At 70.2% G+C, this 25,728-nt stretch carries 23 protein-coding genes; 12 read left to right on the top strand and 11 right to left on the bottom strand.

The annotated features are described in order from the left end of the window. Positions 1-8 precede the first annotated feature (8 nt). The 3 genes from ACWDEW_RS10310 to ACWDEW_RS10300 form a co-directional block, all read right to left on the bottom strand. The gene (locus ACWDEW_RS10310; protein WP_450511913.1) at positions 9-239 is read right to left on the bottom strand and encodes a zinc-binding dehydrogenase; all 231 of its coding nucleotides are present in this window, start codon (positions 237-239) and stop codon (positions 9-11) included. 30 nt (positions 240-269) lie between these two features. Further along, complete coding sequence (locus tag ACWDEW_RS10305) at positions 270-1,085, bottom strand: DUF4253 domain-containing protein (protein ID WP_450511447.1); 816 nt, start codon at positions 1,083-1,085, stop codon at positions 270-272. Positions 1,086-1,165: 80 nt separating this feature from the next. Further along, positions 1,166-2,215 (bottom strand): NAD-dependent epimerase/dehydratase family protein, encoded by a 1,050-nt coding sequence (locus ACWDEW_RS10300; protein ID WP_450511445.1) that lies wholly within the window; start codon positions 2,213-2,215, stop codon positions 1,166-1,168. 567 nt (positions 2,216-2,782) lie between these two features. Between ACWDEW_RS10300 and ACWDEW_RS10295 the strand changes: the two genes are divergently transcribed. Then, a complete protein-coding gene (locus ACWDEW_RS10295) occupies positions 2,783-3,970 on the top strand; it encodes a serine hydrolase domain-containing protein (protein ID WP_450511443.1) in 1,188 nt (395 codons plus the stop codon). 239 nt (positions 3,971-4,209) lie between these two features. On the opposite strand, the gene ACWDEW_RS10290 is transcribed toward ACWDEW_RS10295, so the two are convergent. After that, the gene (locus tag ACWDEW_RS10290) at positions 4,210-5,256 is read right to left on the bottom strand and encodes a LacI family DNA-binding transcriptional regulator (protein WP_450511441.1); all 1,047 of its coding nucleotides are present in this window, start codon (positions 5,254-5,256) and stop codon (positions 4,210-4,212) included. A gap of 227 nt (positions 5,257-5,483) precedes the next feature. On the opposite strand from ACWDEW_RS10290, the gene ACWDEW_RS10285 reads away from it, so the two are divergent. Genes ACWDEW_RS10285 through ACWDEW_RS10275 form a run of 3 tightly spaced genes read left to right on the top strand, consistent with a single transcriptional unit; the run spans position 5,484 to position 8,625 of the window. Continuing rightward, entirely contained in the window at positions 5,484-6,641 is a 1,158-nt protein-coding gene (locus ACWDEW_RS10285; protein WP_450511439.1) for a Gfo/Idh/MocA family protein, read from the top strand. Continuing rightward, positions 6,638-7,789, top strand: coding sequence for a dihydrodipicolinate synthase family protein (locus ACWDEW_RS10280; protein WP_450511437.1), 1,152 nt, complete (start codon positions 6,638-6,640; stop codon positions 7,787-7,789). The genes ACWDEW_RS10285 and ACWDEW_RS10280 overlap by 4 nt, the downstream gene beginning before the upstream one ends. Positions 7,790-7,824: 35 nt before the next feature. Continuing rightward, positions 7,825-8,625 carry a sugar phosphate isomerase/epimerase family protein gene (locus ACWDEW_RS10275; RefSeq protein WP_450511911.1) on the top strand — a complete coding sequence of 267 codons (801 nt, stop codon included), beginning with the start codon at positions 7,825-7,827 and terminating at the stop codon, positions 8,623-8,625. A gap of 401 nt (positions 8,626-9,026) precedes the next feature. Here ACWDEW_RS10275 and ACWDEW_RS10270 read toward each other — a convergent pair whose 3' ends face one another. Then, the gene (locus ACWDEW_RS10270; protein ID WP_450511435.1) at positions 9,027-9,407 is read right to left on the bottom strand and encodes a DUF937 domain-containing protein; all 381 of its coding nucleotides are present in this window, start codon (positions 9,405-9,407) and stop codon (positions 9,027-9,029) included. Positions 9,408-9,792: 385 nt separating this feature from the next. Between ACWDEW_RS10270 and ACWDEW_RS10265 the strand changes: the two genes are divergently transcribed. The 3 genes from ACWDEW_RS10265 to ACWDEW_RS10255 all read left to right on the top strand — a co-directional run bounded on the left by ACWDEW_RS10265 (position 9,793) and on the right by ACWDEW_RS10255 (position 12,403). After that, positions 9,793-10,788, top strand: coding sequence for an ArsR/SmtB family transcription factor (locus ACWDEW_RS10265; RefSeq protein WP_450511433.1), 996 nt, complete (start codon positions 9,793-9,795; stop codon positions 10,786-10,788). Between the two features lie 250 nt (positions 10,789-11,038). Continuing rightward, positions 11,039-11,449 carry a hypothetical protein gene (locus ACWDEW_RS10260; protein ID WP_450511431.1) on the top strand — a complete coding sequence of 137 codons (411 nt, stop codon included), beginning with the start codon at positions 11,039-11,041 and terminating at the stop codon, positions 11,447-11,449. 75 nt (positions 11,450-11,524) lie between these two features. Next, entirely contained in the window at positions 11,525-12,403 is an 879-nt protein-coding gene (locus ACWDEW_RS10255; RefSeq protein ID WP_450511429.1) for a hypothetical protein, read from the top strand. Between the two features lie 74 nt (positions 12,404-12,477). Here the strand turns inward: ACWDEW_RS10255 and rbsD are convergent, their stop codons facing one another. From rbsD to ACWDEW_RS10230, 5 genes are read right to left on the bottom strand one after another with little or no spacing between them, the layout of a single operon-like run. Further along, positions 12,478-12,867: a D-ribose pyranase gene (gene rbsD / locus ACWDEW_RS10250; RefSeq protein WP_362969950.1), complete on the bottom strand. Its 390-nt coding sequence runs from the start codon at positions 12,865-12,867 to the stop codon at positions 12,478-12,480. Then, entirely contained in the window at positions 12,864-13,766 is a 903-nt protein-coding gene (locus ACWDEW_RS10245) for a ribokinase (RefSeq protein ID WP_450511426.1), read from the bottom strand. Before ACWDEW_RS10245 ends, rbsD begins: the two co-directional genes overlap by 4 nt. A gap of 47 nt (positions 13,767-13,813) precedes the next feature. After that, complete coding sequence (locus ACWDEW_RS10240; RefSeq protein ID WP_450511424.1) at positions 13,814-15,769, bottom strand: ABC transporter permease/substrate-binding protein; 1,956 nt, start codon at positions 15,767-15,769, stop codon at positions 13,814-13,816. Beyond that, complete coding sequence (locus ACWDEW_RS10235; protein WP_450511422.1) at positions 15,759-17,306, bottom strand: sugar ABC transporter ATP-binding protein; 1,548 nt, start codon at positions 17,304-17,306, stop codon at positions 15,759-15,761. The genes ACWDEW_RS10240 and ACWDEW_RS10235 overlap by 11 nt, the downstream gene beginning before the upstream one ends. Next, complete coding sequence (locus ACWDEW_RS10230; protein ID WP_450511420.1) at positions 17,303-18,355, bottom strand: LacI family DNA-binding transcriptional regulator; 1,053 nt, start codon at positions 18,353-18,355, stop codon at positions 17,303-17,305. The genes ACWDEW_RS10235 and ACWDEW_RS10230 overlap by 4 nt, the downstream gene beginning before the upstream one ends. 381 nt (positions 18,356-18,736) lie before the next feature. Here ACWDEW_RS10230 and ACWDEW_RS10225 point away from each other — a divergent pair, with 381 nt between their 5' ends. Continuing rightward, positions 18,737-19,831, top strand: a complete 1,095-nt coding sequence (locus ACWDEW_RS10225) for an ABC transporter substrate-binding protein (protein ID WP_450511418.1) — start codon at positions 18,737-18,739, stop codon at positions 19,829-19,831. Positions 19,832-19,919: 88 nt separating this feature from the next. On the opposite strand, the gene ACWDEW_RS10220 is transcribed toward ACWDEW_RS10225, so the two are convergent. Next, on the bottom strand, positions 19,920-20,339 hold the full coding sequence (locus tag ACWDEW_RS10220; protein WP_450511416.1) for an ATP-binding protein: 420 nt from the start codon (positions 20,337-20,339) through the stop codon (positions 19,920-19,922). Positions 20,340-20,571: 232 nt separating this feature from the next. On the opposite strand from ACWDEW_RS10220, the gene ACWDEW_RS10215 reads away from it, so the two are divergent. From ACWDEW_RS10215 to ACWDEW_RS10200, 4 genes are all read left to right on the top strand, one after another. Continuing rightward, on the top strand, positions 20,572-21,423 hold the full coding sequence (locus ACWDEW_RS10215; protein WP_450511414.1) for a helix-turn-helix domain-containing protein: 852 nt from the start codon (positions 20,572-20,574) through the stop codon (positions 21,421-21,423). Between the two features lie 8 nt (positions 21,424-21,431). Beyond that, complete coding sequence (locus ACWDEW_RS10210; RefSeq protein ID WP_450511412.1) at positions 21,432-21,629, top strand: DUF397 domain-containing protein; 198 nt, start codon at positions 21,432-21,434, stop codon at positions 21,627-21,629. A 41-nt stretch (positions 21,630-21,670) separates the two neighbouring features. Then, positions 21,671-23,959, top strand: a complete 2,289-nt coding sequence (recD2, locus tag ACWDEW_RS10205) for an SF1B family DNA helicase RecD2 (protein WP_450511410.1) — start codon at positions 21,671-21,673, stop codon at positions 23,957-23,959. Between the two features lie 180 nt (positions 23,960-24,139). Next, entirely contained in the window at positions 24,140-25,429 is a 1,290-nt protein-coding gene (locus tag ACWDEW_RS10200; protein WP_450511408.1) for a citrate synthase, read from the top strand. Positions 25,430-25,728 lie beyond the last annotated feature (299 nt).

The raw sequence follows: 25,728 nt of genomic DNA, 5'->3' as shown, positions 1-25,728 counted from the left end.
GCGTGGCCTCACATCGCTAGGACGACCTTGCCCTTGGCGTGGCCCTGTTCGAGATACGCGAAGGCGTCCGCGATCCGCGCGAACGGGAAGACCCGGTCGGTCACCGGCCGCAGCTCGCCCTTGTCGACCAGTCCGGCCGCCAGGTCGAGGTCCACTCCGCTGGGGTGCGTGAACAGGAACCGGTAGCCGACTTTCTCCATGCGGGCCCGACGGCGGACCTTGGCGCCGGCCGGCCACAGCGCGGCTGCGACGAGCGGGCCGGCACGCCGTCAGTCCCACCAGAACCGCCAACTGGACTGCCCCACCAGTCCGTTCGCGTATTCCGGGAACGGTGTCGGCGGATCGTCCACGATGTTGTCGGCGGTCGTCAGCACATGCTCCAGCGCGAGCCGCTCGGCATGCGCGACATCGAGAGGCGGCCGGGCGACCGACACGGTCAACGCACTCCCGAACCCCGCCACGACCCGCGCCCCGAACCGCTCCTCCCAACTCCGCAGCAGCGCACACAGCAAGGGGATCGGGGCCTCGGAGGACCACCCGACGATGGCCGGCACATCGGCGCTGCGGCGGGCGGGCACCAGGGCCAACTGGCAGGTGTGCACGAAGGGTTCGGTACCGAGGACATCCTCTACGGCCCGCCGCGCGGCCTCCGCCGGACTCACCCCGGCGCCGACGACGGGCCCGCCCGCCGCGAGCCCGGGCCAGCTCTCGAAGGGCGGCCCCGGGTCGTGCGGCCAGGGTGCGACGTACTCCCGGACGTCCTCCGGCACACTCGCCGCCCATTCCTCGTCCGACACCGGATTCGACCAGCTCGGCAGCCGTCGGCGCCGATACTCGGCGAAGTCCGCCGCGAGCACGGCATCGAGCCGGATCGCGTCGACCTCGCTCAAGTCCGAGGCCTGGTAGGGATCATCCCGCCAACAGATGAACGGATACAGCCCCGTGACTTCGGCCGACTCCAGCAACCGGGGCCACAACTCCGCGAGATCCTTGGGAAGTTCGTCGGAGAACCACACCTCCACCTCCCCTCGGGTCTCGAAACGGCCGGAGGGGAGGGACGGCTCGTCGGGCAGGGGAAAGACCATGGGGGGACGATAAGGGGGACCACTGACAACGGGAGTCGGTGTGGAGGAGAGGCAAGAGGCCAGAGCGGAGTCAAGTCGGTTCAGGACGAGGTGGCTTGCGGGGGAGGCCCCGCCCGCCCGGCGAGAAACGCGTCCTCGGCCGCATAGTCGACGTACTCCGCGAAGTACCCGTCGTCGACGGGAGGCCGCCCGTTCCTCGCCGCTTCCACCAGCCGGTCGAGGGCGGGCGCGATGGTGGTCGCGTAGGTCCCGGCCGCCCGGTAGCCGAGCGCCGTCGCGGCGGAGGTGTCGAGGACGATCGAGTGCGGGGAGTCCCAGGGCGTGCGGCCCAGGCCGGCGGGTGCCGTGGCGTCCAACAGGACTTCCTCCCACTCGTGGCCGAGGTGTCCCGCGATCGTCCGGCAGATCTCCCGCACGCTCGGCGTGTCCGGATCGGCGCAGTTGAGGACACGGGTGCCCGGTCGGCCGGCGACCGTCTCGATGAGCGCGGCGAGATTCGCGGCGGCGGTGGCGTGGACGACCCCGGTGCCCCCGTGGGCCAGCAGCAAGGCCGTACGACCGTCCAACACCCGCTTGACGACGGCCCATTCACGCGCCGGCGACGCCCCGACCCCGTGGATCTGCGAGGGCCGCAGCACGCTGATGGGCAGCCCGCTCCCCAACACCACCTGCTCGGCGGCGACTTTGTTCGCGCCGTACCCCTCACGCGAGCGGTGGTCGATGTCGCTCCTCGGCGCGAGTGTCGCCCGGCTCTCCCGGATCGGCCCCGTGAAGCGAGGCGGCACAGGGGAGTTGACGTGATGTCCCGCCGCGTCGACGTACACGGCCCGGCTGGAGATCACCACCGAGGACGCGGCATCCGCGGCCAGCGCCACCAACGACCGCGCGTCGGCCGCGGTGAAACAGAGACAGTCGACGAGCAGATCGGCCCCGGCCCCGAGCGCGGCCCGCATCCGCCTCTCGTCGGCACGGTCCGCAGCGATGAACTTCCCACCGGCGGCGACCAGTTCGGGCGGCATCCGCGCCGGGTCCCGCCCGACGACGTCCACCTGCCAGCCGGCCGCCGCCAACCGGAGCGCGGCAGCCCGCCCGACGAGTCCGGTTCCACCGAGGATCAGGGCACGGGGCATTGAGGGATTCTCGCTCTGTGCGGGGCTGCGCCCGCGAGGGTGACGGGGGTGGTCGACATCGAGCGATCATGACTCATGCCCCGCGCCCTGTCGACACCGCCCGTCATTGTCTCCGGTCTGCTCGGTGGCTCGCCCCGACCCCTGCTTCCCGTCGCCGGGGGCTTGCCGCTGCGCCCCCTGGGACGAAGCCGACGCACCCGCGTTCCTGTCTGCCCACCAGGACGACGAGATCCGCCGCCGGCACATGCGTCATCCGCCGCCGGCCCATCCGTCCGCCTCGGCCAGGGCGTCGATGACGCCGTGGGTGCGGTGACCGGCAGTCATCTCTTTCACCCCGCCTTCGGCTATCCTCCGAGGGATTTCCCAGGACTGTGCAGGGCCCGCCGGAACCGGCCTCGCCCCAGGTTCGGGCGACAACCCGCCAGGCGGAGTCCCGTGTTCTCCTCCCCGTCCCCGGTCGTGCCCGACGGCCTTCCGGGATTCTCGAAGGAGCATGAATTGGGTGTGAAGGTGCGTGTTCGCCGGCGCTCGCAACGGACGGGTTTTCGCGCGGCGGCAGCAGTCGCGGTGTCCGCGGCCCTCGTCGTGCCCCTCGCGGCGACCCCGTCGAGTGCGAACACGGTCCACAGGAGTGCGGCGGTCCGACAGGACGGCACCGCGGAGACGCGCGCTCAACTGCGGGAGTTGGCGCGGAAGTTGGTGGAAGAGGGGGTGCCCGGGGTGACTGTGCGGGTGGACGACGGGCACGGCAGGCCCATCGAGATCTCCGAGCAGGCCGCCTGGACGAAGAAGGACCATCGGCTCAGCGTGGACGACGAGGTGCGAGAAGCGTCCAACACCAAGACGGTGATGGCCACCCTCGTCCTGCAACTGGTCGCCGAGCACAGACTCGCCCTCACCGACCCGGTCGACAAGTGGCTCCCAGGGCAGGTGCGCGACGGCGGAGCGATCACCCTGCGCATGCTGCTCAACCACACCAGTGGGTTGTTCGACTACACCGACGACCCCGCACTCGCACCGGCCCTCACCGGCCATGACACCCACGTGTGGACGTCGACGGACATCCTGAGCCTGGTGAGGAGACACCCGGCACTGTTCGAGCCCGGCACCGAGTGGTCGTACAGCAACACCAACTACATCGCGATCGGCGCCGTCCTGGAGAAGGCCACCGGCAAGAGCCTCGCGACGCTGGTGCGGGACCGGATCGCCGGACCCCTGGGGCTCCGGCACACCTTCTACGCCACCGGCTCCGCCTGGCACGACCGGCACGCGCACGGCTACGAACCTGACGCCGCCCACATGCCACCGGACGTCCCCGACGAGTTCAGGAACTACGCCGGACCGCAGCACGACGACCACGTGGACGTCACCGGCGACTACGTCACGGCCGACGGAGCGGACGCCGCGGTCGTGTCCACCGCCGGCGACTGGTCCCGTTTCTACGGCGCGCTGATGTCGGGCCGTCTGGTGCCCGCCGCCCAGCTGGCCGAGATGCGCACCACCGTGCCGGAGAGCGGGCCGGAGGACCCGGACAGGCTCGGCTACGGACTCGGCATCGAGACGGCGAAGACCGACTGCGGCACGGTCTGGGACCACGTCGGCATCGTCCCGGGCTATGCGACCTACAACGTCACCGACTCCACCGGCCGTCGCACGGCCTCTTTCTTCTTCGCCACGTCCACTCTTCCCACCAAGCAGGCGCACCAGACCGGCGCGGCCCTGATGGACGCGGTCAACTGCGCGGTCTTCGACTGACCGGCGCGGTCCCACCCGCGCCGGCTCGCAGCCGGGTCGGCGTCGGGACCGTCACCGTCCACCACTACATCGCCGGGGCGGTCGAGGTCCTGGAAGCCGCCGACCCGGACCTCGCCGCGGCCACCCCGCCGCCGCACGCAAGGCCTTCGTCATCCTCGACGGCACCCCGCTTCCCATCGGCGTTCCCATCGGCGTTCCGAAGCGCCGGCGCGCCCCAACACCCCCACGCCCAGCCGCCGTTACTTCCGCGGTACCCCCGAAGACCCCCGCACCATCAACTCCCCGTGAACCGTCGCGATCCCGCCCGGCGGCGGCTCCTCCCGCCCCATCGCGATCCGCCCGGCCCGCGCCCCCGCTTCCGACAACGGCAACCGCACCGTCGTAAGAGAGGGCACCGCGTCCACGCTGAACGGCAGATCGTCGAAGCCGGCGACCGAGACGTCGTCCGGAATCCGCAGCCCGGATTCCCGCAGGGCCGCGCACGCGCCCACCGCGACGGAGTCGTTCGCCGCGACCACGGCCGTCAACGACGGGTCGCGGCGCAGGAGTTCGAGGGTCGCCTCGTAGCCGGAGCGGCGGTCGTAGCGTCCGTGCACGGTCCAGCGGGGGTCCTCCGTGATGCCGTGCGCGGCCAGCGCCTCGCGGTGGCCCTCCAGCCGGTGCCGGGTGGTCGTGCGTTCCTCGGGGCCCGCGATGTAGCCCAGCCGACGATGCCCGAGGCCGATCAGGTGCTCGGTCAGCTCCCGCCCGCCCCCGCGGTTGTCGAAGGTCAGCGCGAACGCCCCGGTGTCCGGCGCCGGCGGGCGCCCGCACAGCACCACCCGCGTGCCGGCCTCCCCGAGCTTCCGCAGCTTCGCCGCGACGGCGGCCGCGTGCGGCGCGTTCTCCATGGCCCCGCCGGTCAGGACCACGGCCGCCGCCCGCTGCCGCTGGAGCAGGGTCAGGTAGGTCAGCTCGCGCTCGGGGGAGCCTCCTGTGTTGCACACCACAGCCAGCCGCTCCCCGCCCGCACGCCCGCCCGGCCCCCCGATCTCCGCCTGGATCGCGCTCGCCATGATCCCGAAGAAGGGGTCGGCGATGTCGTTGACCAGGATGCCGACCAGGTCGGAGGTGGCCGCCGCGAGCGCGCTCGCGGGACCGTTGAGGACGTAGTCCAGCTCGTCGACCGCCCGCAGCACCCGCTCGCGGGTGGTGGCCGCGACCGGGTAGTTGCCGTTCAGTACGCGCGACACCGTCGCGGGGGAGACCTGGGCGCGGGCCGCCACGTCCGCCAGGGTCACCGTCATGTCGTTCGTCCTCCGGTCGCGCATCTCGTCGTACGACGTTGTACATAGGCTGCTCAAAGGAAGCCCCCGTCCGAGCAGACGATAAGGCCATACACCCCCGCCGTTCGCCCCCTCGAACAACTCGACCCCATCACGGTCTTGTACAGACCTGTGTGCAAAGGCTAGCTTCTGCATATATAGAAAGCGCTTGCTGCGTTGTTGAAACGTATGCGGACGAAGGGAAACACGTGACACGCAAGACGGTGCGTATCGCCATGAACGGCGTGACCGGGCGCATGGGCTACCGACAGCACCTCGTCCGCTCGATCCTCGCACTTCGCGAGCAGGGTGGTCTAGACCTCGGCGACGGAACTGTGCTGTGGCCGGAACCGATCCTCGTCGGCCGCCGCGAGCACGCGCTGAAGGCGCTTGCCGAGCAGCACGGCCTGGACCCCGAGAACGTCTCCACGGATGTCGACGCGGTCCTCGCCGACCCGACCGTCGAGATCTACTTCGACGCCCAGGTCACCTCGGCCCGCGAGGAGGCGCTCAAGAAGGCGATCGCCGCGGGCAAGCACATCTACACCGAGAAGCCGACGGCCACCGACTTCGAGGGCGCCCTCGAACTGGCCCGCCTCGCCGACGCCGCCGGCATCAAGCACGGCGTCGTCCAGGACAAGCTGTTCCTCCCCGGCCTGCTCAAGCTCAAGCGGCTCATCGACGGCGGCTTCTTCGGCCGGATCCTCTCCATCCGGGGCGAGTTCGGCTACTGGGTCTTCGAGGGCGACTGGCAGGCAGCGCAGCGCCCGTCGTGGAACTACCGCGCCGAGGACGGCGGCGGCATCGTCGTCGACATGTTCCCGCACTGGGAGTACGTCCTCCACGAGCTGTTCGGCCGCGTCAAGTCCGTCCAGGCCATCGCCACCACCCACATCCCGCAGCGCTGGGACGAGAACGGCAAGCCCTACGACGCCACCGCCGACGACGCCGCCTACGGCATCTTCGAGCTCGACAGCGGCGCCATCGCCCAGATCAACTCCTCCTGGGCCGTCCGCGTCAACCGCGACGAACTCGTCGAGTTCCAGGTCGACGGCACCGAGGGCTCGGCCGTCGCCGGGCTGCGCAACTGCCGTGCCCAGCACCGCAGTTCCACCCCCAAGCCGGTCTGGAACCCGGACCTCCCCGCCACCGAGGTCTTCCGCGACCAGTGGCAGGAGGTCCCCGACAACACCGAGTTCGACAACGGCTTCAAGGCGCAGTGGGAGCTGTTCCTGCGTCACGTCTACGCCGACGCCCCCTACCACTGGGACCTGCTGGCCGGCGCCCGTGGCGTCCAGCTCGCCGAGCTGGGCCTGAGGTCCTCCGCCGAGGGCCGCCGTCTCGACGTCCCGGAGATCTCGCTGTGACCATCCAACTCCCCGACGCCGGAGGGGCCTTGAGGGCCTACGAGCCCCGGTCCGAACCCCTCGCCGTCACCACCGGCACCCCCTTCACCTCCCGTACGGTGTTCTCGGCGGCGCACGTCGTCGCCGACCCCTTCGCCGACACGAGCCCCGACTCGCCCGCCGCCGTCGACTGGGACGCCACCCTCGCCTTCCGCCGCCACCTCTGGTCGCACGGGCTCGGTGTCGCCGAGGCGATGGACACCGCCCAGCGCGGCATGGGCCTGGACTGGGCGGGCGCGGCCGAGCTGATCCGCCGAAGTTCCGCCGAGGCCAAGGCCGTTGGCGGCCGGATCGCCTGCGGGGTCGGCACCGACCAGATCACCGGCGGCACCCTGGCCGACGTACAGGCCGCGTACGAGGAGCAGTTGGCCCTCGTCGAGGAGTCGGGCGCGCAGGCCATCCTGATGGCCTCGCGGGCGCTCACGGCCGTGGCGAAGGGCCCCGAGGACTACCTGGAGGTCTACGGCCATCTGCTCCGCCAGGCCACCGAGCCCGTCGTCCTGCACTGGCTGGGCCCGATGTTCGACCCGGCGCTGGAGGGCTACTGGGGCTCGTCCGACCTGGACGCGGCCACCGACACGTTCCTCGAAATCATCGCGGCCCACCCCGACAAGGTGGACGGCATCAAGGTGTCGCTCCTGGAGGCTCAGCGGGAGATCGACATCCGGCGCCGGCTGCCCCAGGGCGTCCGCTGCTACACCGGCGACGACTTCAACTACCCCGAGCTGATCGCGGGCGACGACCAGGGCTTCAGCCACGCCCTGCTCGGCATCTTCGACCCGCTCGGCCCGCTGGCGGCGGAGGCGGTCCGCGTCCTGGACACCGGGAACACGGCAGGCTTCCGTGAACTCCTCGATCCGACGGTCGAGTTGTCCCGCCACCTCTTCCAGACCCCGACCCGCTTCTACAAGACGGGCGTGGTGTTCCTGGCCTGGCTCGCGGGCCACCAGTCGCACTTCACCATGGTCGGCGGCCTCCAGTCGGCCCGCTCCCTCCCGCACTTCGCCCGCGCCTACGAACTCGCCGACGGCCTGGGCCTGTTCCCCGACCCGAAGCTCGCGGAGGAACGGATGAAGAACCTGCTCGCCCTGTACGGAGTGACCCAGTGAGCAATCCGGATCTGTCCCGCTTCTCCATCAACCAGATGACGGTGAAGCAGCTGAGCATGCGCGAACTGGTGGACGCCTGCCTGGAGTTGGGCGTCCCCGGCGTCGGCCTGTGGCGCGAGCCGGTCCAGTCGTACGGTCTGGAGGCCACCGCGAAGCTGGTCCGGGACGCGGGCCTCGCGGTGACAACGTTGTGCAGGGGCGGCTTCTTCACGGCCATCGACCCGGCCGAGCGCGCCCGCGCCCTGGAGGACAACCGCAAGGCCGTCGACGAGGCGGCCACGCTCGGCACGGACACCCTCGTGCTGGTGTCCGGCGGCCTCCCGGCCGGCTCCAAGGACCTGCACGGCGCGCGGGAGCGGATCGCCGACGCGCTGGGGGAGTTGGGGCCCTACGCCGAGGAGCGGGGCGTACGGCTGGCCATCGAGCCGCTGCACCCGATGTTCGCCTCCGACCGCTGCGTGGTCTCGACGCTCACCCAGGCCCTCGACCTCGCCGAGCGCTTCCCCGCCCGGCAGGTCGGCGTCACGGTCGACACGTACCACATCTGGTGGGACGACCAGGCCCCGGCGCAGATCGCCCGGGCCGGCGCGGGCGGCCGTATCCACACCTTCCAACTCGCCGACTGGACCACCCCGTTGCCCGAGGGCGTCCTCAACGGCCGCGGACAGATCGGGGACGGCGCGATCGACATGCGGGAGTGGAAGTCGTACGTCGAGGCGGCCGGGTACGACGGCCCCATCGAGGTGGAGCTGTTCAACGACGCGCTGTGGGCACGGGACGGGCAGGAGGTGCTGGCGGAGACGGCCGCGAGGTTCGTCGAACACGTGATCCGCTGAGCCCGTCCTCGCGGGGTCACGCGCGCCGGTCGGGAACGGTGAGCGCGCGGTTCTGCTCGTACGAGCCGATCGAGGCCGTGCTTGGTGCTGCTGACGTGCGTGTTCGCGTTGTCCCGGACATCGAGCGGGCGGCCGTAATCGGTCCCGGTGAAGCCCTTGCGCCGGCCTGTGGCCCCGGCGGCCCCAGGCGCGGCCCTTGGGCGGCCTCAGGCCCTGACCCGCCTCGTCCTCGAAGGGGCGGTTTCATGTCCGCGTCCGGCCGCGGCCGGAATGTGAGAATCACCTTCACACAGCTCATTTTTATCCATGCAGATCAGGGTCCGTGCGATGTGCGAGCCCTGCCCCACCCCGTTCGATCCGGGGTGGGGCAGGAGGTCAGGAGTATGCCGTACCCGCCCGCCCTACTTCTTCGCCGCCCGCTTGGTCAGGACGGTCAGCACCACCGGGACCAGCATCTCGACGACCCGCGCGACGGTCGCCGGCGGCAGCCCCGTCTTCTTGGCCACCGCGTTCGCCACCGGCTTGGCCGCCTTGGCCAGCACCCCGGCCATGAGCCCGCCGGTCGCGAAACCGCCCAGCGTGGCCACGCCCTGGAGGGGAGCCTCCTGAGGCGTCTCCACGGTCGCCGCCGCCTCGCCGGACAGCGCCGAGACCGTCGTACCGACGACCTCCCTGGCGCCCGCCTCGTCCGTCCCCAGCAGGCCCGCGATCTCCTGGACCCTGTCGTCGCCCAGCTCGTCGAGGACATCGCCCTGGAAGGCCGTAGCAGAGTCTTCGCTCATGCCTGAAACGCTACGTCTGCCCCGTTTCATCGGCACCCGGAGCCAGGCCGACAGCCGTTTTGAAAAATTCTCAAGACGGCGTACAACCCTCCCCGCAGTCCGCGGGTCCTACTTGGCATCAGGACTCTTGGAGGGGGATCTGGGGGGATCTTGAGGGGTCCTGATGTTGGAGGGGAATAGCCGAGGGGGCTTGGTCGACGGACCGGGCCCCCTCGAATGTGTGCCAAGCCTGTGCGGTCCCTGTGCCCGTCCGCCCGATGCCCGGCCGGAACCCGTGCGCCGAATGTGACAGGACGGAGCGGCCGAATCCGCACGTTGATTCCGTGACGGTCGTCGCCCACGCTCCATCGTGTGGCGAAGGACGACCGAGCCGGGAGCGCCAGCGATGCTGCGGATCCACTTCACACCCGAGGACCTGACCCGCCTCCACGTCGCGAGCGCCCCCGACCCGCTCTGGGAGATCGCCTCCAGTCTGCACCGGCTGCAGACCACCCAGGGACGCTGGGCCTACGCCGACTGGCACCGCTGCACCCGGGCCACCCTCGCCGGCACCCCGCTCGGCGCGGCCGTACGCCGGCTGCTGCTCCCGCTGCTGCCGCGGGCGCGCTACATGCCCGACTTCCTCACCCCCGCCGAATCGGCCGAGGGCCTGGACCGCGGACTCGCGGCGGTCGTCGACGTCCCGCCCATCCGTGTCGCCCGGGAGCTGGGCCTGCTGCGCAGTTCGAGCGGCGCCCCCGACTGGGCCGCGCGTCTGGTGGAACGCCCGGTCCGCGAGGAACTGACCAAGGTCCTGCGCGCCTACCACGACGCCGTCATCGCACCCCACCAGGACCGCATTCACGCGGAACTCACCGGCGAACGCGCCCTGCGCGCCCACGAGGTCCTCGACACCGGTGTCGACGGACTGCTCTCCGGCCTCTCACCGTCCATGCGCTGGTACCCGCCGGTGCTCCACATCGACTACGTCGAGGACCGGGACCTGTATCTGACCGGCCGCGGACTGCGCCTCGTCCCCACCTACTTCTGCTGGCAGTCGCCGGTCTCCATGGCCGACCCGGAGCTGCCGCCCACGCTGACCTACCCCCTGCACCACAAACGGCCGCCCGCCCCCGCCCGCCCCGCCGACGCCTCCCTCGCCGCGCTGCTGGGCCGTACCCGGGCGGCGGCGCTGCGTGGCGTCGCGTCCGGCGCGACCACCTCGGAACTGGCGCGCAACCTGGGCATCTCGCCCGCCACCGCGACCCACCACACCACGGTCCTGCGCGACTCCGGCCTGACCTCCAGCCATCGCGTTGGCAACATCGTCCTGCACACCCTCACCCCGCTGGGCGCGGCACTGCTGCGCCGGCGAGTCCCCACGGCACCCGTCGAGTCGTAGTCCCGTCCCGGTCCCGGGCAGTCGCTTTCGCGTCACCCGGCACCCGCGCGCGCCGAGGGCCACCCGCCTCCTCCGTACCGAACGCCCCACCGACACCGGCGGAGCAACGGCCTCCGCCACCCGGCCTGCGACTTTCGAGCCGGTTCGAAGGTGGTCGTGCGCAGGGGGCCGGCGCTGCCAACGTGTCCGGCGAAGCACCGGCGGGGCAGCGAACCGTCCCGCCCGTGACCACCCTCGAAGGGGGAACCCCATGAAGAACGCCATCGCGGCGGGCGCACTCGCGCTCGTCGCCGCGGGCGGCTGTCTGGTCCTGGCGCCTGCCGCGTCCGCGGCGCCGGACGCGTGTGTGACCAGCACCCTGACCACCGGATCGTACGAAGGCGTCGGCACCCAGGTACGGAAGTCGTCGACCAGCAGCTGCAGCGACCTCAACCTGGTGTACACCGACGACAAGACGGTCTACGCCAACGACGGCTACGCCGGCCGTCTCTACCACACCTCCAGCAGCTCGTGGATCACCTGCAACGCGGGCTACATCTGGCTGAAGGACGGCACCTACCCCGTCGACAGCGAACTGCTGTGCACCAACGTCTCCGACAACACGCTGTTCACCGTGGCCAGCGCCGCGAACGGCGGCGACACCGTCAAGGTCGTCCACTGACCCCGATCCCGCATCCGCCGCCGGGCCGTCCGCACCGGACGGCCCGCCGGTCGGCGGGAGGAGAGGAGTGCCCGGATGCTCCGGCGCCCGGTCCTGGTGCGTGCGGCCCTCGCGGCGGCCGTCGCCCTGCTCGCCACCGCGTGTTCCGCCCAGGTCGCCGATGTCGCCGGTCAGCCGTCCGGCACCCGGGCCGCCGCTCCCGTGACCCCGGCCCGCCTCGGCCGCACCCTGCCGGACGACCCCGTGCGCATGGTCCTGCCGGCCACCGGCGCCGAGACCCGCTGGACCCAGGGGCTGTACGTGTTCGGGCAGCAGGTGACCCGCGAGGCCGCCGCCGGCTGTGCGCGCCGGGGCGGGTTCGCGCTGCCCCGGGAGATCCCCCTCGCGTTCATCCGCTTCTTCGCCCTCCCCGACCTGGACTTCATCGCCCGGCACGGCCTGAGCACCAGCGCGGACGTCCCCGCCACCGCGGTCGCGCCCTCCACGGCCCGCACCGCGACCGCGGCGGAGGTACGCCGCTGCCGGGCCGAGGGCGCGAAGGCCGCGGCCGCACTGAGTGACATCTACCTGCCGGTCGAACAGCGGTGGTTCGGTCGACTCGGCGCGCTGGACGACGATCCGGCCACTGTCCGGGCTCGACGAGGGCTCTCCGGCTGCCTGTCCGCGCATGGCGTCCGAGCCGGCGACGAGAAGTCCTTCATGGCGGTGGCGGACTCCCGTCAGAACTCCGCCACCGCGGCCGAACTACCCGCGGTCGAAGGCGAGTTGGGTCGCATCTACGCCACCTGCATGCGCCCTGTCGAGGCCGTCCGCGCGCCCGCCCGGCTCCGCCTGCGCGCCGGATTTCTCACGGAGCACACCGCCGAGATCCGCGCACTCCGGACGAAGCTCCTCCCGGCCGTGCGCCGGGCCGAGCGCCAGTACGGGCTGACCCTGGTGTTCCCGGAACCCTGACCGGCGGGCCCTTGGATTCACCGGCGGGGCCTTGGATTCAAAAGCGTTACGCATTCGCCCGAACTGTCACACTTCTAGAAGAACACCCCGCACCGCAGCAGCACATTCGCGTACGGCCGTGCCTCGCCGGTCCGTACGACCAGCCGCGCGCCCGCCGACAGCTCCTTGAGCTTCTCGTGGGAGACGAGGTCGAGGTCGGGGAAGCGGGCGTCGAGGAGGGCGGTGGCGGCCCGGTTGGCGCCGCGGATCTCGCGGGCGGCCGTCGCGCCCTCCACCACCAGCTCGGCCAGCAGCCCGTCCAGCACCTCCGCGAACGACGGCACCCCGGCCCGGAACGCCAGGTCCACCACCCGGGGCCCGGCCGGGATCGGCATCCCGGCGTCGCACACCAGCACCCCGTCCCCGTGCCCCAACTCGGCCAGCGCGCCGGAGAGATGACGGTTGAGAATCCCTGCCTTCTTCACAGTGCCGAGACCTCGTCCGCCGTCGGGAAGGACTCCTGCGCGCCCTTCCTGGTGACGGCCACCGCCCCGACCCGGGCCGCGTACGCCGCCGCCTCCGCCAGGCCGGAGCCCGTGCCGAGCTTCCAGGCCAGCGCCGCGGTGAACGCGTCGCCCGCACCCGTCGTGTCCACGGCGTCCACCTTCACGGACGGCACCCGGGTGACCCCGTCCTTGGAGGCCACCAACGCCCCCTCCGCGCCCAGCGTCACGACCACCGAACGCGGCCCCTTCGCCAGCAGGATCCGCGCCCAGTCCTCGGGCCGCTCGCTCACACACGCGTCCCCGAGGATCACCTTCGCCTCGTGCTCGTTGACGATCAACGGGTCGCAGGCGGCCAGGACTTCGGAGGGGAGGGGCCGGGGCGGCGACGGGTTCAGCACGAACCTGCTGTCGGGCGCCAGACTCCGTACGACCTCCGCGACCGTCTCCAGCGGGATCTCCAGCTGTACGGAGACCACGCGGGAGGCGTGGAAGAGGCAGGCGGCGGCCTGGATGTCGACGGGGAACAGCTTCCCGTTGGCCCCCGGCGACACCACGATGCTGTTGTCGCCGGACGGGTCCACCGTGATCAGCGCGACCCCGGTCGGCGCCCCGCCGACCAGCACGCCCACCGTGTCGACCCCGGCGGCCCGCTGCGAGTCGAGCAGCAGCCTGCCGTACGCGTCGTCGCCGACCCGGGCCAGCAGGACCGTACGGGCACCGAGCCGGGCGGCGGCGACCGCCTGGTTGGCGCCCTTGCCGCCGGGGTGGACGGCCAGGTCGGAACCGAGGACCGTCTCGCCGGCGCCCGGCCGCCGCTCGACGTCGATCACGAGGTCGGCGTTGGCCGATCCGACGACCAGGAGGTCGTAGTCGTACATGAAGTGACTCCCCACAGTGGTGACTTGGTGTGGTGACCGGTCCGCCGTCAGCCGGTGAAACCGGCCACGTTCTCCTGGGTGACCACCTTCACGGGCACCTTCACCGTCGTCTCCACCTTCTTGCCCTGAGCCGCGCGCAGCGCGTTGTCCACGGCGATTTTGCCCAACTGGCTCGGCTGCTGCGCCACGGACGCGTACAGCGTCCCCTGCTTCACGGCGGTCAGCCCGTCGGGCGTGCCGTCGAAGCCTACGACCGAGACGGACCTGCCCGCCTTGGAACCGAGCGCCTTGATGGCGCCGAGGGCCATCTCGTCGTTGGCCGCGATGACGCCCTGGACGTCGGGGTGCGCCTGGAGCAGGTTCGACATCACGTCGAGGCCCTTGGTGCGGTCGAAGTCGGCCGGCTGCTGGGCGAGGACCTGGATGCCCGGGTAGGCCTTCAGCCCCTTGGCGAAGCCCTCGGCCCGCTCGCGCGCCGCCGACGTACCCGCCTGGCCCTGGAGGATGACGATCTTGCCGCTGCCGCCCAGCTTCTCGGCGACGGTCTTGGCGGCGAGTTCACCGCCCGCGATGTTGTCGGAGGCGACCAGCGTGTCCACGGCCGCCTTGTTGACGCCGCGGTCGACCGCGATCACCGGGATCTTTGCCTTGTCGGCGGCCTTCACGGAGTTGCTCGCCGCGTCGGAGTCCACCGGGTTGACGATGATCGCGCCGTAGTTCGAACTGGTGAAGTTCTGCAGCTGGTTGGCCTGCTGGGAGGCGTCGTTCTGCGCGTCCGTCACCGTCAGGTCCAGGCCCAGCTTCTTCGCCTCGGCCTGCGCACCGGAGCGGATCTGCACGAAGAACGGGTTGTTGAGCGTGGAGAGCGACAGACCGAGCTTGGGCTTGGCCGTCGTGGAGGAGTCGTTGTGCAGGAAGGAGGTCGCGCCGACGATCGCGACGGTGACGACGGCGGCGAGGGCGTACGTGGTCGCCTGCTTGCCCCTGCTGCCACCACCGCCAACGCCCGTACCGCCGACGGGAGTTGCGCCCGCCTTGCGGCGCACGGTGTCCAGCAGGACGGCCAGCGCGATGACGACACCGATGACGACCTGCTGCCAGAACGCCGACACGGAGAGGAGGTTGAGGCCGTTGCGCAGCACCGCGAGGATCAGTGCGCCGATCAGCGTGCCGGACGCCTTGCCGGTGCCGCCCGCGAGGGAGGCGCCGCCGATGACGACAGCGGCGATGGCGTCGAGTTCGTAACCGTCGGCGGCCTGCGGCTGCGCGGACGAGAGCCGGGAGGCGAGGACGATGCCCGCGGCGGCGGCGAACACACCGGACAGGGCGTAGATCGCGAGCTTCTGCTTGGAGACCCGCAGCCCCGAGAGCCGCGCGGCCTCTTCGTTGCCGCCGATCGCGTACATGGAGCGGCCGATGTAGGTCCGCCCGAGGACGAAGGCGGCGATGAGCCCCATCACGATCATCACCAGGACCGGCACCGGAAGCCAGCCGCCCAGTGTGTCACCGAGGTGCGAGACCGAGTCGGGGAAGGCGATCGGGGAGCCCTGCGAGATCACCAGCGACAGCCCGCGCGCCACCGACAGCATCGCCAACGTCGCGATGAACGGCGGCAGTTTGCCGTAGGCGATGAGGAAGCCGTTGACGAGACCGGCCGCGATGCCCGTGGCGATCGCGAGGATCACGGCGAGGACGACCGGGACGCCGTGCTGCGTGGCGCTCCAGGCGAGCACGGTGGCGGACAGGGCGGCCACCGAACCGACCGACAGGTCGATGCCCGCCGAGACGATCACGAAGGTGACGCCGAAGGCGAGGATGGCGGTGACGGCCGCCTGGACACCGACGTTGAGGAGGTTGTCGGTGGTCAGGAAGTCGCCGGAGAGCGCCGACATGGCGATGACGAGGACGATGAGCGCGGTCAACGCGCCGTTGTCGAGGAGGAGTCGGCGGATCCCGGAGACGCCACTCGCCCCCGGCGTGCTCTTGAGCGTGTCAGTGGCCACGGTGGCCCTCCACAGCGGTAGTTGCTTGGGTTGATGTGCTGGGTGTGCTGGGTGTGCTGACGGCGAGCGCCATCACGGAGTCCTGCGTGGCCTGTTCGGCGGAGAGTTCGCCCGCGATCCGCCCCTGGGCCATGACGAGCACCCGGTCGCTCATGCCGAGGACTTCGGGCAGATCGCTGGAGATCATGAGCACGGCGGCACCAGCGGCCGTGAGTTCATTGATGAGTTGATAGATCTCGACCTTGGCGCCGACGTCGATCCCGCGCGTCGGCTCGTCGAGGATCAGCACCTTGGTGTCGGCGAGCAGCCACTTGCCGATGACGACCTTCTGCTGGTTGCCGCCGGACAACGTCCGCACCTGCTGCCCGAGTCCGGCCATCCGCACGCCCAGCTGCTTCGCGATCCGCGCCGCGGCCTCGCGCTGCCCCTTGAGGTCGACGAGACCACCCTTGGTGGCGGCCCGCATGGTGACGAGCCCGAGGTTCTCCGCCACCGACTGGTCGAGGACGAGCCCCTGCCCCTTGCGGTCCTCGGGCACGAGCCCGATCCCCGCGGTCATCGCCGCGTTGACGTCGTGCCCGCGCAACGCGGAGCCGCCGACCTTCACGGCCCCGTGGTCGTACGGGTCGGCCCCGAAGACGGCCCGTACGACCTCCGTACGACCCGCCCCGACGAGCCCGGCGATACCGACGACCTCACCGGCCCGCACCTCGAAGCTGATGTCGTGGAAGACCCCGTCCCGGGTCAGCCCCTCGACGGCGAGCAACGCGGCCCCGGTGTCGGCCCGTTCGCGCGGATACTGCTGCTCGATGGACCGCCCGACCATGAGCCGCACGAGCTCGTCCTCGGGGGTGGAGGCGGGCACCTGCCCCACACTCTTCCCGTCCCGGATGACGGTGACGCGGTCGCCGAGGGCGGCGATCTCCTCCAGGTGATGGGTGATGAAGACGATCCCGACCCCGTCGGCGCGCAGTTGACGCACGATGGAGAACAGCTTCTCGACCTCTTCCGAGGTGAGCACGGCGGTCGGCTCGTCCATGATCAGCACACGCGCGTCGAGGCTGAGCGCCTTGGCGATCTCGACCATCTGGAGCCGCGCGATACCGAGTTCACGCACACGGGCGCGCGGCGACACCTGCACACCCACCCGCTCCAGCAGAACGGCGGCGTCGGCCTCCATCCGCTTCCGGTCGATCATCCCCAGCCGGCGCGGCTGCCGCCCCAGGAAGATGTTCTCGGCGACCGTCAGATCGGGAACGAGGTTGAACTCCTGGTAGATGGTGGCGATCCCGAGCCGGGCGGAGTCCTGCGCACTGTGGATGCGCACCTCCTCGCCACCGGCCAGGATGCGGCCGCCGTCGGGACGGTAGGCACCGGAGAGCATCTTGATGAGGGTGCTCTTGCCGGCGCCGTTCTCACCGAGCAGCACATGGACCTCGCCCCGGCGCAGATCGAAGTCGACGCCGTCCAGCGCGACGACACCGGGGAAGGTCTTGCGGATGCCCTCGATGCGCAGCAACTCGTCGTCGTTGCTCACGACTTGCTCCTTCGAACAGTTTGAACAGGGGCAGTGGGAACCGGGGGTTGCCCGGGGCCCGGCTCACCGCACGAGCGGCGCACGACGAGCCGGGCGGGAAGGGTGACGGACTCCGGCACCCGCCCCTCGATCCGGTCGACCAGGGCGCGCACGGCGGCCCGCCCCAGCTCGGGGGTCGGCTGGGCGATCGCGGTGATCGGCGGATCGGTGTGCACGAACCACCGGATGTCGTCGAACGCGGCCAGCGCGAGGTCGTCGGGAACCCGCAGCCCACGCGCCCGTACGGCGTCCAGGGCCCCGAGTGCCATCAGGTTGTCGGTGGCGAAGACGACCTCGGGCGGCTCGGGCAGATCGAGGAACCCCTCGGTGGCCCGCCGCCCGCTCTCGGCCTGGAAGTCGCCCTGCCCGATGTAGTCCTCAGGAAGGGGGAGGCCGAACTCGGCGAGCGCGTCCCGGAAGGCGTCGACGCGCTCACTGCCGGTCGTGGTGGCGGCGGGTCCCGCGATGATGGCGAGCCTGCGATGCCCCAGCCCGTGCAGATGCGCGACGAGATCCCGGATGGCGGCCCGCCCGTCGGCCCGCACGACGGGCACATCGAGCCCCGGGATCCACCGGTCCACGAACACCATGGGCGTCCCGGCCCGCGCGGCGTCCAGCATGCCCGGGGACCCGCCGTCGGTGGGGGACACGAGCAGCCCGTCGATACGACGGTCCAGCAGCGTCCGTACGTGGTGGTCCTGGAGCTCCGGCCGCTCGTCGGCGTTCCCGATGATCACGCTGTACCCCAGCGCGCGGGCCTCCTCCTCGACGGAGCGGGCCAGCTCGGTGAAGTAGGGGTTCAGCACGTCGCTGATGACCAGCCCGAGGGTGCGGGTCTGATCGGTGCGCAGCGACCGGGCGACGGCGTTCGGACGGTAGTCCAGCGCCTCTACGGCGGCCAGGACGCGGGTTCGTGCGTCGTCGCTGACCGACGGATGGTCGTTCAGGACACGCGACACCGTGGCGACGGAAACCCCGGCCTCGGCGGCGACGTCCTTGATGCTCGCCATCGCCGTTCCACCTCCTCGTGGAATCGATTACACGGAGGATTGGAATCGATTACATGCGAGTTAACAAGGGGGCGTGACCGGATTGTGATGAACGGTGTCGGGTGGAGTTCGGTGGAGCCTTGTGGAGCCCGATGGCTCGCGGGGGTGGCCTGCGGGGTGTCTCACGGCGGTGGTCGGTCGTGCTGATCGGTCGTGCGGATCGGGCTGCCCGGAACGGCGCCGCCACTTGCCCAACAGAACGGCGAATCAGCCCTGTTGTCCGGGGCGAACCGCTCTCCTAACCTGGCGGGCACACACGGGCGCGACACCCCCGATCCCTTCTTGGCACGGGCGCATTTGTTCCGCGTATCGCGGAGTCACTCTCGACAGGAGCCGGCTGGCATGGCGCTCGGAAATCTCTCGCGACGATCCTTCGTTCTGCTGGCCTCCGCTTCGGCGGGCGCCCTGGTCCCGGGCTCGCAGGCATGGGCCGCCGGCCCCTCCGCCGACCCGGCCGCACTCGCCGATTCGCCCCCGCCCCTGGTCCGTGTCCGCTCCGCTTCGAGATCGCTGCCGATTCTGGCCGCCATCGCCAACCAGTACTTCGTCGAGGAGAACCTCGACGTCGACTACGCCCAGTTCGTGTCGTCCCGCCCCACCTTCATCCAGGTCGACCAGCGCGAGATCGAGTTCATCGTCTCGGCGACGGACAACGCCATCAACTACCAGCTGAACCCGGGCAATCCGGCCGGGCGGATCCTGGACAACGTCATCGTCGCGGCGCACGACCTCGGCCTGGGGCTGGCGCTCGTGGGGGCGGCCGGATATCCGACGGCGGAGAGCCTGCGGCATCAGCGGGTGGGGGTCGACGTCCCGCACTCCGGATTCGGACTGCCCGCCGAGAAGATCATGCTCAACGCCGGTCTGGTCGCCGGAACCGACTACACGCTGATCTCGGCCGGTAGCACGCCGGCACGTTTTCAGGGCCTGCTCGACGGGCTGTGGGAAGCGGCCGTCATCAACGCCGAAGGCGTGGTGCGCGCCCGGGAAGCCGGCCTGCCGGTCATCGGGGTCGTGGCGGACACGATCCGGCCGTACCAGGGAGGAATGCTCGCGTCGAGCCGCGGCTGGCTCAAGGACAACCCCGGCACGGCCGTCCGCTTCCTCCGCGCCTTCATTCGCGGCATGACGTGGGTGTTCGACCGACGTCACCGCGACGCGGCCGTTCAGTTACTGGTGGACGACGAGACCTCGCCCGAGCTCGCCGCGAAGATCTACGACCTCAACGTCGCCGCCGACGGTCTCTCCAGACGCGCCGCCCTGAGCCCGGCGGGCTTCCGCAACGTGCTGGAACTGCGTGCCGAGTTCAACGGCTTCGAGCTTCCGGAGGACCTCGACCTGCTCGCCTCGCCGCGGGGCGGGTTGTACGACCTCGGCTATTACCGCGCTGCGGCGCGGAGTTGCGGATACCGGCCGGCTTCGGGTGCGCTCCTGTAGGAAGGCCGGGCTGGTGTGAACGTCTGATCCGTCCCCTGAACTGGCGCGCCCTGTGCGGCAGTCCCGACAGTCCCGGCAGACCAGCGCCTCAAGCCGCGCCGAGCTCGCACCACACGAGCTTCCCCTGGTTGCCGTTTCTGGACACCGGCTGCCAGCCCCACTGATCGGCGCAGGCTCGGACCAGCGCGAGACCGCGCCCGTCCTCCGCGTCGCCGAGTTCCTCCAACGACCGTGGCGGGTCCGGCGGTTCCGGGTCGGCGTCCCAGGCCCCGAGCCGGAGGACTCCGTCGGACCATTCGACTCGCAGGGCGGCGGGCCCCTTCGTGTGCTGTACGGCGTTGGCGACCAGCTCCGTCGCGAGGAGCTCGGCGGTGTCCGCCAGCCGGATCAGGCCGTGCATGGTGAGGATCAGCCGGAGGGTGCGGCGGCTGACGGTGACGGCACGCGGGTCGTTCGGGACGTGGAGGCAGTACTCCCAGGGGCTGGGTGGGATCGGGCTTTCGGGCATGCGTCAACTCCGGTTCGGTGGTGGGGATTCGGAGGGCCGCGGGGGTTGCGGGCGGTGGCATTGCCACAGCCGTCGTGGCAGGACGGAGTGGTGCGCTTCCGGTGTCCCGGTGTTTCCGCAGTGTGTGCGTCGCGTCACTGAAGGTAGACTTAATCATTAAGGCTCTGCAAGCTGATCGCGTAACCTGACCTCGAACGGGTTGCGCTTCCAGGCGCGTTGAGGGGAGCGGTCAATGGCACTGAGGAGCGAGCCGACGGCACGTCAGATGCGGTTGGCGGTCGAGTTGCGCAGGCTCCGCGACTCGGCGGGCCTCTCGGCCCGTGAGGCGGCGACGCTGCTCGGCGTGAGCCCTCCGCAGATCAGTCAGATCGAGGCGGCCCTCGCGGGCGTGAGCGAAAAGCGGCTGCGTCGCCTCGCCGTCCACTACGCCTGCACCGACGAGGAGTTGATCTCGGCGCTGGTGGCCATGGCGACGGACCGGACCCGAGGCTGGTGGGAGGAGTACCGAGGACTGCTGCCAACACCGTTCCGCGACCTGGCCGAATTGGAACAGCACGCGGTGTCCCTGCGGGAGATCCAGTTCCTCTACATCCCGGGTCTGCTCCAGACGGAGGACTACACCCGCGCTCTCTATGCCTACAGGGTCCCTGAACTCCCTCGTGAGGAACTGGAATTGCGGGTCAGGCATCGGATGCAGCGCAAGGTTGTCATCGAGGGACCCGATCCCACTCCGTACGAGGCTGTGATCCACGAGGCCGCACTGCGCATCCGGGTCGGCGACCGGCAGGCCTCGCGAGCCCAACTCGTCCACCTCGTCGAGTTCTCCGAGGCGAACCACGTCACCGTGCGCGTGATCCCCTTCGACCTCGACGGCTTCGGCGGATCATGGACAGCCATGATGCTGGCAGGCGGAGCCGTGGCCAGGCTGGACACGGTCGTACGCGACGGACCCCATGGCGCGGCGTTCATCGATTCCGAGGCCCAACTCGGCGTCTTCCGAACGCTCTTTCGTAAAGTGGAAACCGTGTCACTCGATCCCGAACGGTCGCGTGAATTCATCCACAGGCTGGCCAAAGAGCTGTGAGGCACCCCATGGACCCCCTCGACAACTGGCGCAAGTCGTCCTACTCCGGTGCGGGCGACGGAGACTCCTGCGTAGAGATCGCCCCCCGCCCCACTCACATAGCCATACGCGACTCCAAGACCCCGACCCGCGCGACCCTCACCTTCCCCACCCCCGCCTTCACCGCCTTCGTCGAAGCCCTGAAGCGGGAGCACCCCCACTCCTGACTCCCCACCCCACTGTCACACCCACCCGATACCGTCGACCCATGCCCACGCAGCAGCCGACACCCCCGGGGAACCCCACAGGCGAGCGCCACCTCGCCGTCCTCGAAGGCGTCCTGGAGCGGATCACCTACGCCAACGAGGAGAACGGCTACACGGTCGCCCGTGTCGACACCGGCCGCGGCGGCGGCGATCTGCTCACGGTCGTAGGCGCACTCCTCGGTGCCCAGGCCGGCGAATCCCTCCGGATGGAGGGCCGTTGGGGCTCGCACCCGCAGTACGGCAAGCAGTTCACCGTGGAGAACTACACGACGGTCCTCCCGGCCACCATCCAGGGCATCCGCCGCTACCTCGGCTCCGGCCTCGTCAAGGGCATCGGTCCCGTCTTCGCCGACCGCATCACCCAGCACTTCGGCATGGACACCCTGCAGATCATCGAGGAGGAGCCCAAGCGCCTCATCGAGGTCCCGGGGCTCGGGCCGAAGCGGACCAAGAAGATCGCCGAGGCCTGGGAGGAGCAGAAGGCGATCAAGGAGGTCATGCTCTTCCTCCAGACCGTCGAGGTGTCCACGTCGATCGCGGTGCGCATCTACAAGAAGTACGGCGACGCGTCGATCTCCGTGGTCAAGAACCAGCCGTACCGCCTCGCCTCCGACGTCTGGGGCATCGGCTTCCTCACCGCCGACAAGATCGCCCAGTCCGTCGGGATTCCCCATGACAGTCCGGAGCGCGTCAAGGCGGGGCTGCAGTACGCCCTTTCCCAGGCCACCGACCAGGGCAACTGCTATCTCCCCGAGGAACGGCTCATCGCCGACGCGGTGAAGCTGTTGCAAGTCGACACCGGCCTCGTCATCGAGTGCCTCGCCGAACTCGCCCTGCCGGACGAGGAGTCGGGCGACCCGGGCGTCGTACGTGAAAAGGTCCCCGGCCCCGACGGCGACTCGGAACCCGTCACCGCCGTCTACCTCGTCCCCTTCCACCGCGCCGAACTCTCCCTCGCCGCCCAGCTCCGCCGCCTCCTGCACACGCAGGCCGACCGCATGCCCGGCTTCCACGACGTGGCCTGGGACAAGGCGCTGGGCTGGCTGAAGGGGAAGACGGGTGTGGAGCTCGCGCCCGAGCAAGAAGCCGCTGTCCGGCTCGCGCTCACCAAGAAGGTCGCCGTACTGACCGGCGGTCCCGGCTGCGGCAAGTCCTTCACCGTGCGCTCGATCGTCGAACTCGCCCGCGCCAAGAAGGCCAAGATCGTCCTCGCCGCCCCAACCGGCCGCGCCGCCAAGCGACTTGCCGAACTCACCGGCGCCGACGCCTCGACCGTCCACCGGCTGCTGGAGCTGAAGCCCGGCGGCGACGCGGCCTACGACAAGGACCGCCCCCTGGACGCCGACCTCGTGGTCGTCGACGAGGCCTCCATGCTCGACCTCCTCCTCGCCAACAAGCTCGTCAAAGCCGTTCCCCCGGGAGCTCATCTCCTCTTCGTCGGCGACGTGGACCAGCTCCCCAGCGTCGGCGCGGGTGAGGTGCTGCGGGACATGCTGGCCGACGGGGGGCCCATCCCCGCCGTGCGCCTCACGCGCGTGTTCCGTCAGGCCCAGCAGTCAGGCGTGGTGACGAACGCCCACCGGATCAACTCCGGCCAACACCTCGTCACCGACGGCATGAAGGACTTCTTCCTCTTCGTCGAGGACGACACCGAGGAGGTCGGCCGGCTCACCGTGGACGTGGTGGCGCGCCGGATCCCGGCCAGGTTCGGGCTCGACCCGCGCCGGGACGTGCAGGTGCTCGCGCCCATGCACCGGGGACCGGCCGGCGCGGGCAACCTCAACGGGCTGCTCCAGCAGGCGATCACGCCCGGTCGGCCCGACCTCGGGGAGAAGCGGTTCGGCGGCCGGGTCTTCCGGGTCGGCGACAAGGTCACCCAGATCCGCAACAACTACGAGAAGGGCGCCAACGGCGTCTTCAACGGCACGGTCGGCGTCGTCACCTCACTCGACCCGGTGGAACAGCGCCTCACGGTGCTGACGGACGAGGACGAGGAGGTTCCGTACGAATTCGATGAACTGGACGAGTTGGCGCACGCGTATGCGGTGACAATCCATCGTTCGCAGGGGAGTGAGTATCCGGCGGTGGTGATCCCGGTCACCACGAGCGCGTGGACGATGCTTCAGCGGAACCTGTTGTATACGGCCGTCACCCGGGCCAAACAGCTGGTCGTGCTGGTCGGATCGCGCAAGGCGATCGGACAGGCCGTGCGTACCGTGTCGGCCGGGCGGCGCTGCACGGCACTGGACTTCAGACTGACCGTAAAAAATGATCGATCAAATGAGTCGTGAAGGTCACACAGCACTTCCAGTTGCCGGGGTGGAGGGGGCAGGATGGGGAAGTTGGCGGCACTGAGTGCCGCCAATAGGCCCAATGGTCGACCCCGAGTGCACTCTCCTGCGCCAAATGGGGGATGGTAGAGACAGTCAGGGCAACCTCGAAGAAGAGGCACAACGTCGGTGAGGGATGACGTGAGCGACAACTCTGTAGTACTGCGGTTCGGCGACGGCGAGTACACCTACCCGGTGATCGACAGCACCGTCGGCGACAAGGGCTTCGACATCGGGAAGCTCCGTGCTCAGACCGGTCTGGTGACGCTGGACAGCGGTTATGGGAACACCGCCGCCTATAAATCCGCCATCACCTACCTCGACGGTGAGCAGGGCATCCTCCGGTACCGCGGCTACCCGATCGAGCAGCTGGCCGAGCGTTCCACGTTCGTGGAGGTCGCCTATCTGCTGATCAACGGCGAGCTGCCGACCGTCGACGAGCTCACCGTGTTCAAGAACGACATCACGCAGCACACCCTGCTGCACGAGGACGTCAAGAACTTCTACAAGGGCTTCCCGCGCGACGCCCACCCGATGGCGATGCTGTCGTCGGTCGTCTCGGCGCTGTCCACCTTCTACCAGGACAGCCACAACCCGTTCGACGAGAAGCAGCGCAACCTCTCCACGATCCGGCTGCTCGCCAAGCTTCCGACGATCGCGGCGTACGCGTACAAGAAGTCGATCGGGCACCCGTTCGTCTACCCGCGCAACGACCTCGGTTACGTCGAGAACTTCCTGCGGATGACCTTCTCGGTCCCCGCCCAGGAGTACGACCTCGACCCGGTCGTCGTCTCCGCGCTCGACAAGCTGCTGATCCTGCACGCGGACCACGAGCAGAACTGTTCGACCTCCACGGTCCGCCTCGTCGGCTCCTCGCAGGCCAACATGTTCGCCTCGATCTCGGCCGGCATCAACGCGCTGTGGGGCCCGCTGCACGGCGGCGCCAACCAGTCGGTCCTGGAGATGCTGGAAGGCATCCAGACCAACGGCGGCGATGTCGACTCCTTCATCCGCAAGGTGAAGAACAAGGAGGACGGCGTCCGCCTGATGGGCTTCGGCCACCGGGTGTACAAGTCCTTCGACCCGCGCGCCAAGATCATCAAGGCCGCCGCGCACGACGTCCTCTCGGCCCTCGGCAAGTCCGACGAGCTGCTGGACATCGCGCTGAAGCTGGAGGAGCACGCGCTCTCCGACGACTACTTCGTCTCGCGCAACCTCTACCCGAACGTCGACTTCTACACCGGCCTGATCTACCGCGCCATGGGCTTCCCGACCGAGATGTTCACGGTCCTGTTCGCCCTGGGCCGCCTCCCGGGCTGGATCGCCCAGTGGCACGAGATGATCAAGGAGCCCGGATCGCGCATCGGGCGCCCGCGCCAGATCTACACGGGGGTTGTCGAGCGGGACTTCGTGCCGGTCGAGGGTCGCTAGACGCTCCGCCGGGCCCGCCGGTTGTTGTCTGCGGGCCCGGCGGGGGCTGGTCGCGCCCACGCGGCGGAGCCGCACATGTCACAGCCCCGCGCCCCTGAAAAGACAGGTCTGCTGCAACACGGCGCCCCTTTGACTCCCTGCCGCTGAGCGGCGAGTGAGCCGAAGGGGCGCGTCGTTGTCGAGAGGCCGAGCGCGCGGAGGCTCGCAGGGCGGAGCACGGTCGGCCTCTCGGCCTGATCCACGACGCCCCAAGGTCCTGGTCCTCGACGAACCGACGACCGGCCTTGACGTCGTCACCC

The sequence above is a fragment of the Streptomyces sp. NPDC001100 genome, from assembly GCF_053598575.1.
Note: the sequence above shows the minus strand (reverse complement) of the source record. Positions and strands in the feature narration are given on the sequence as shown.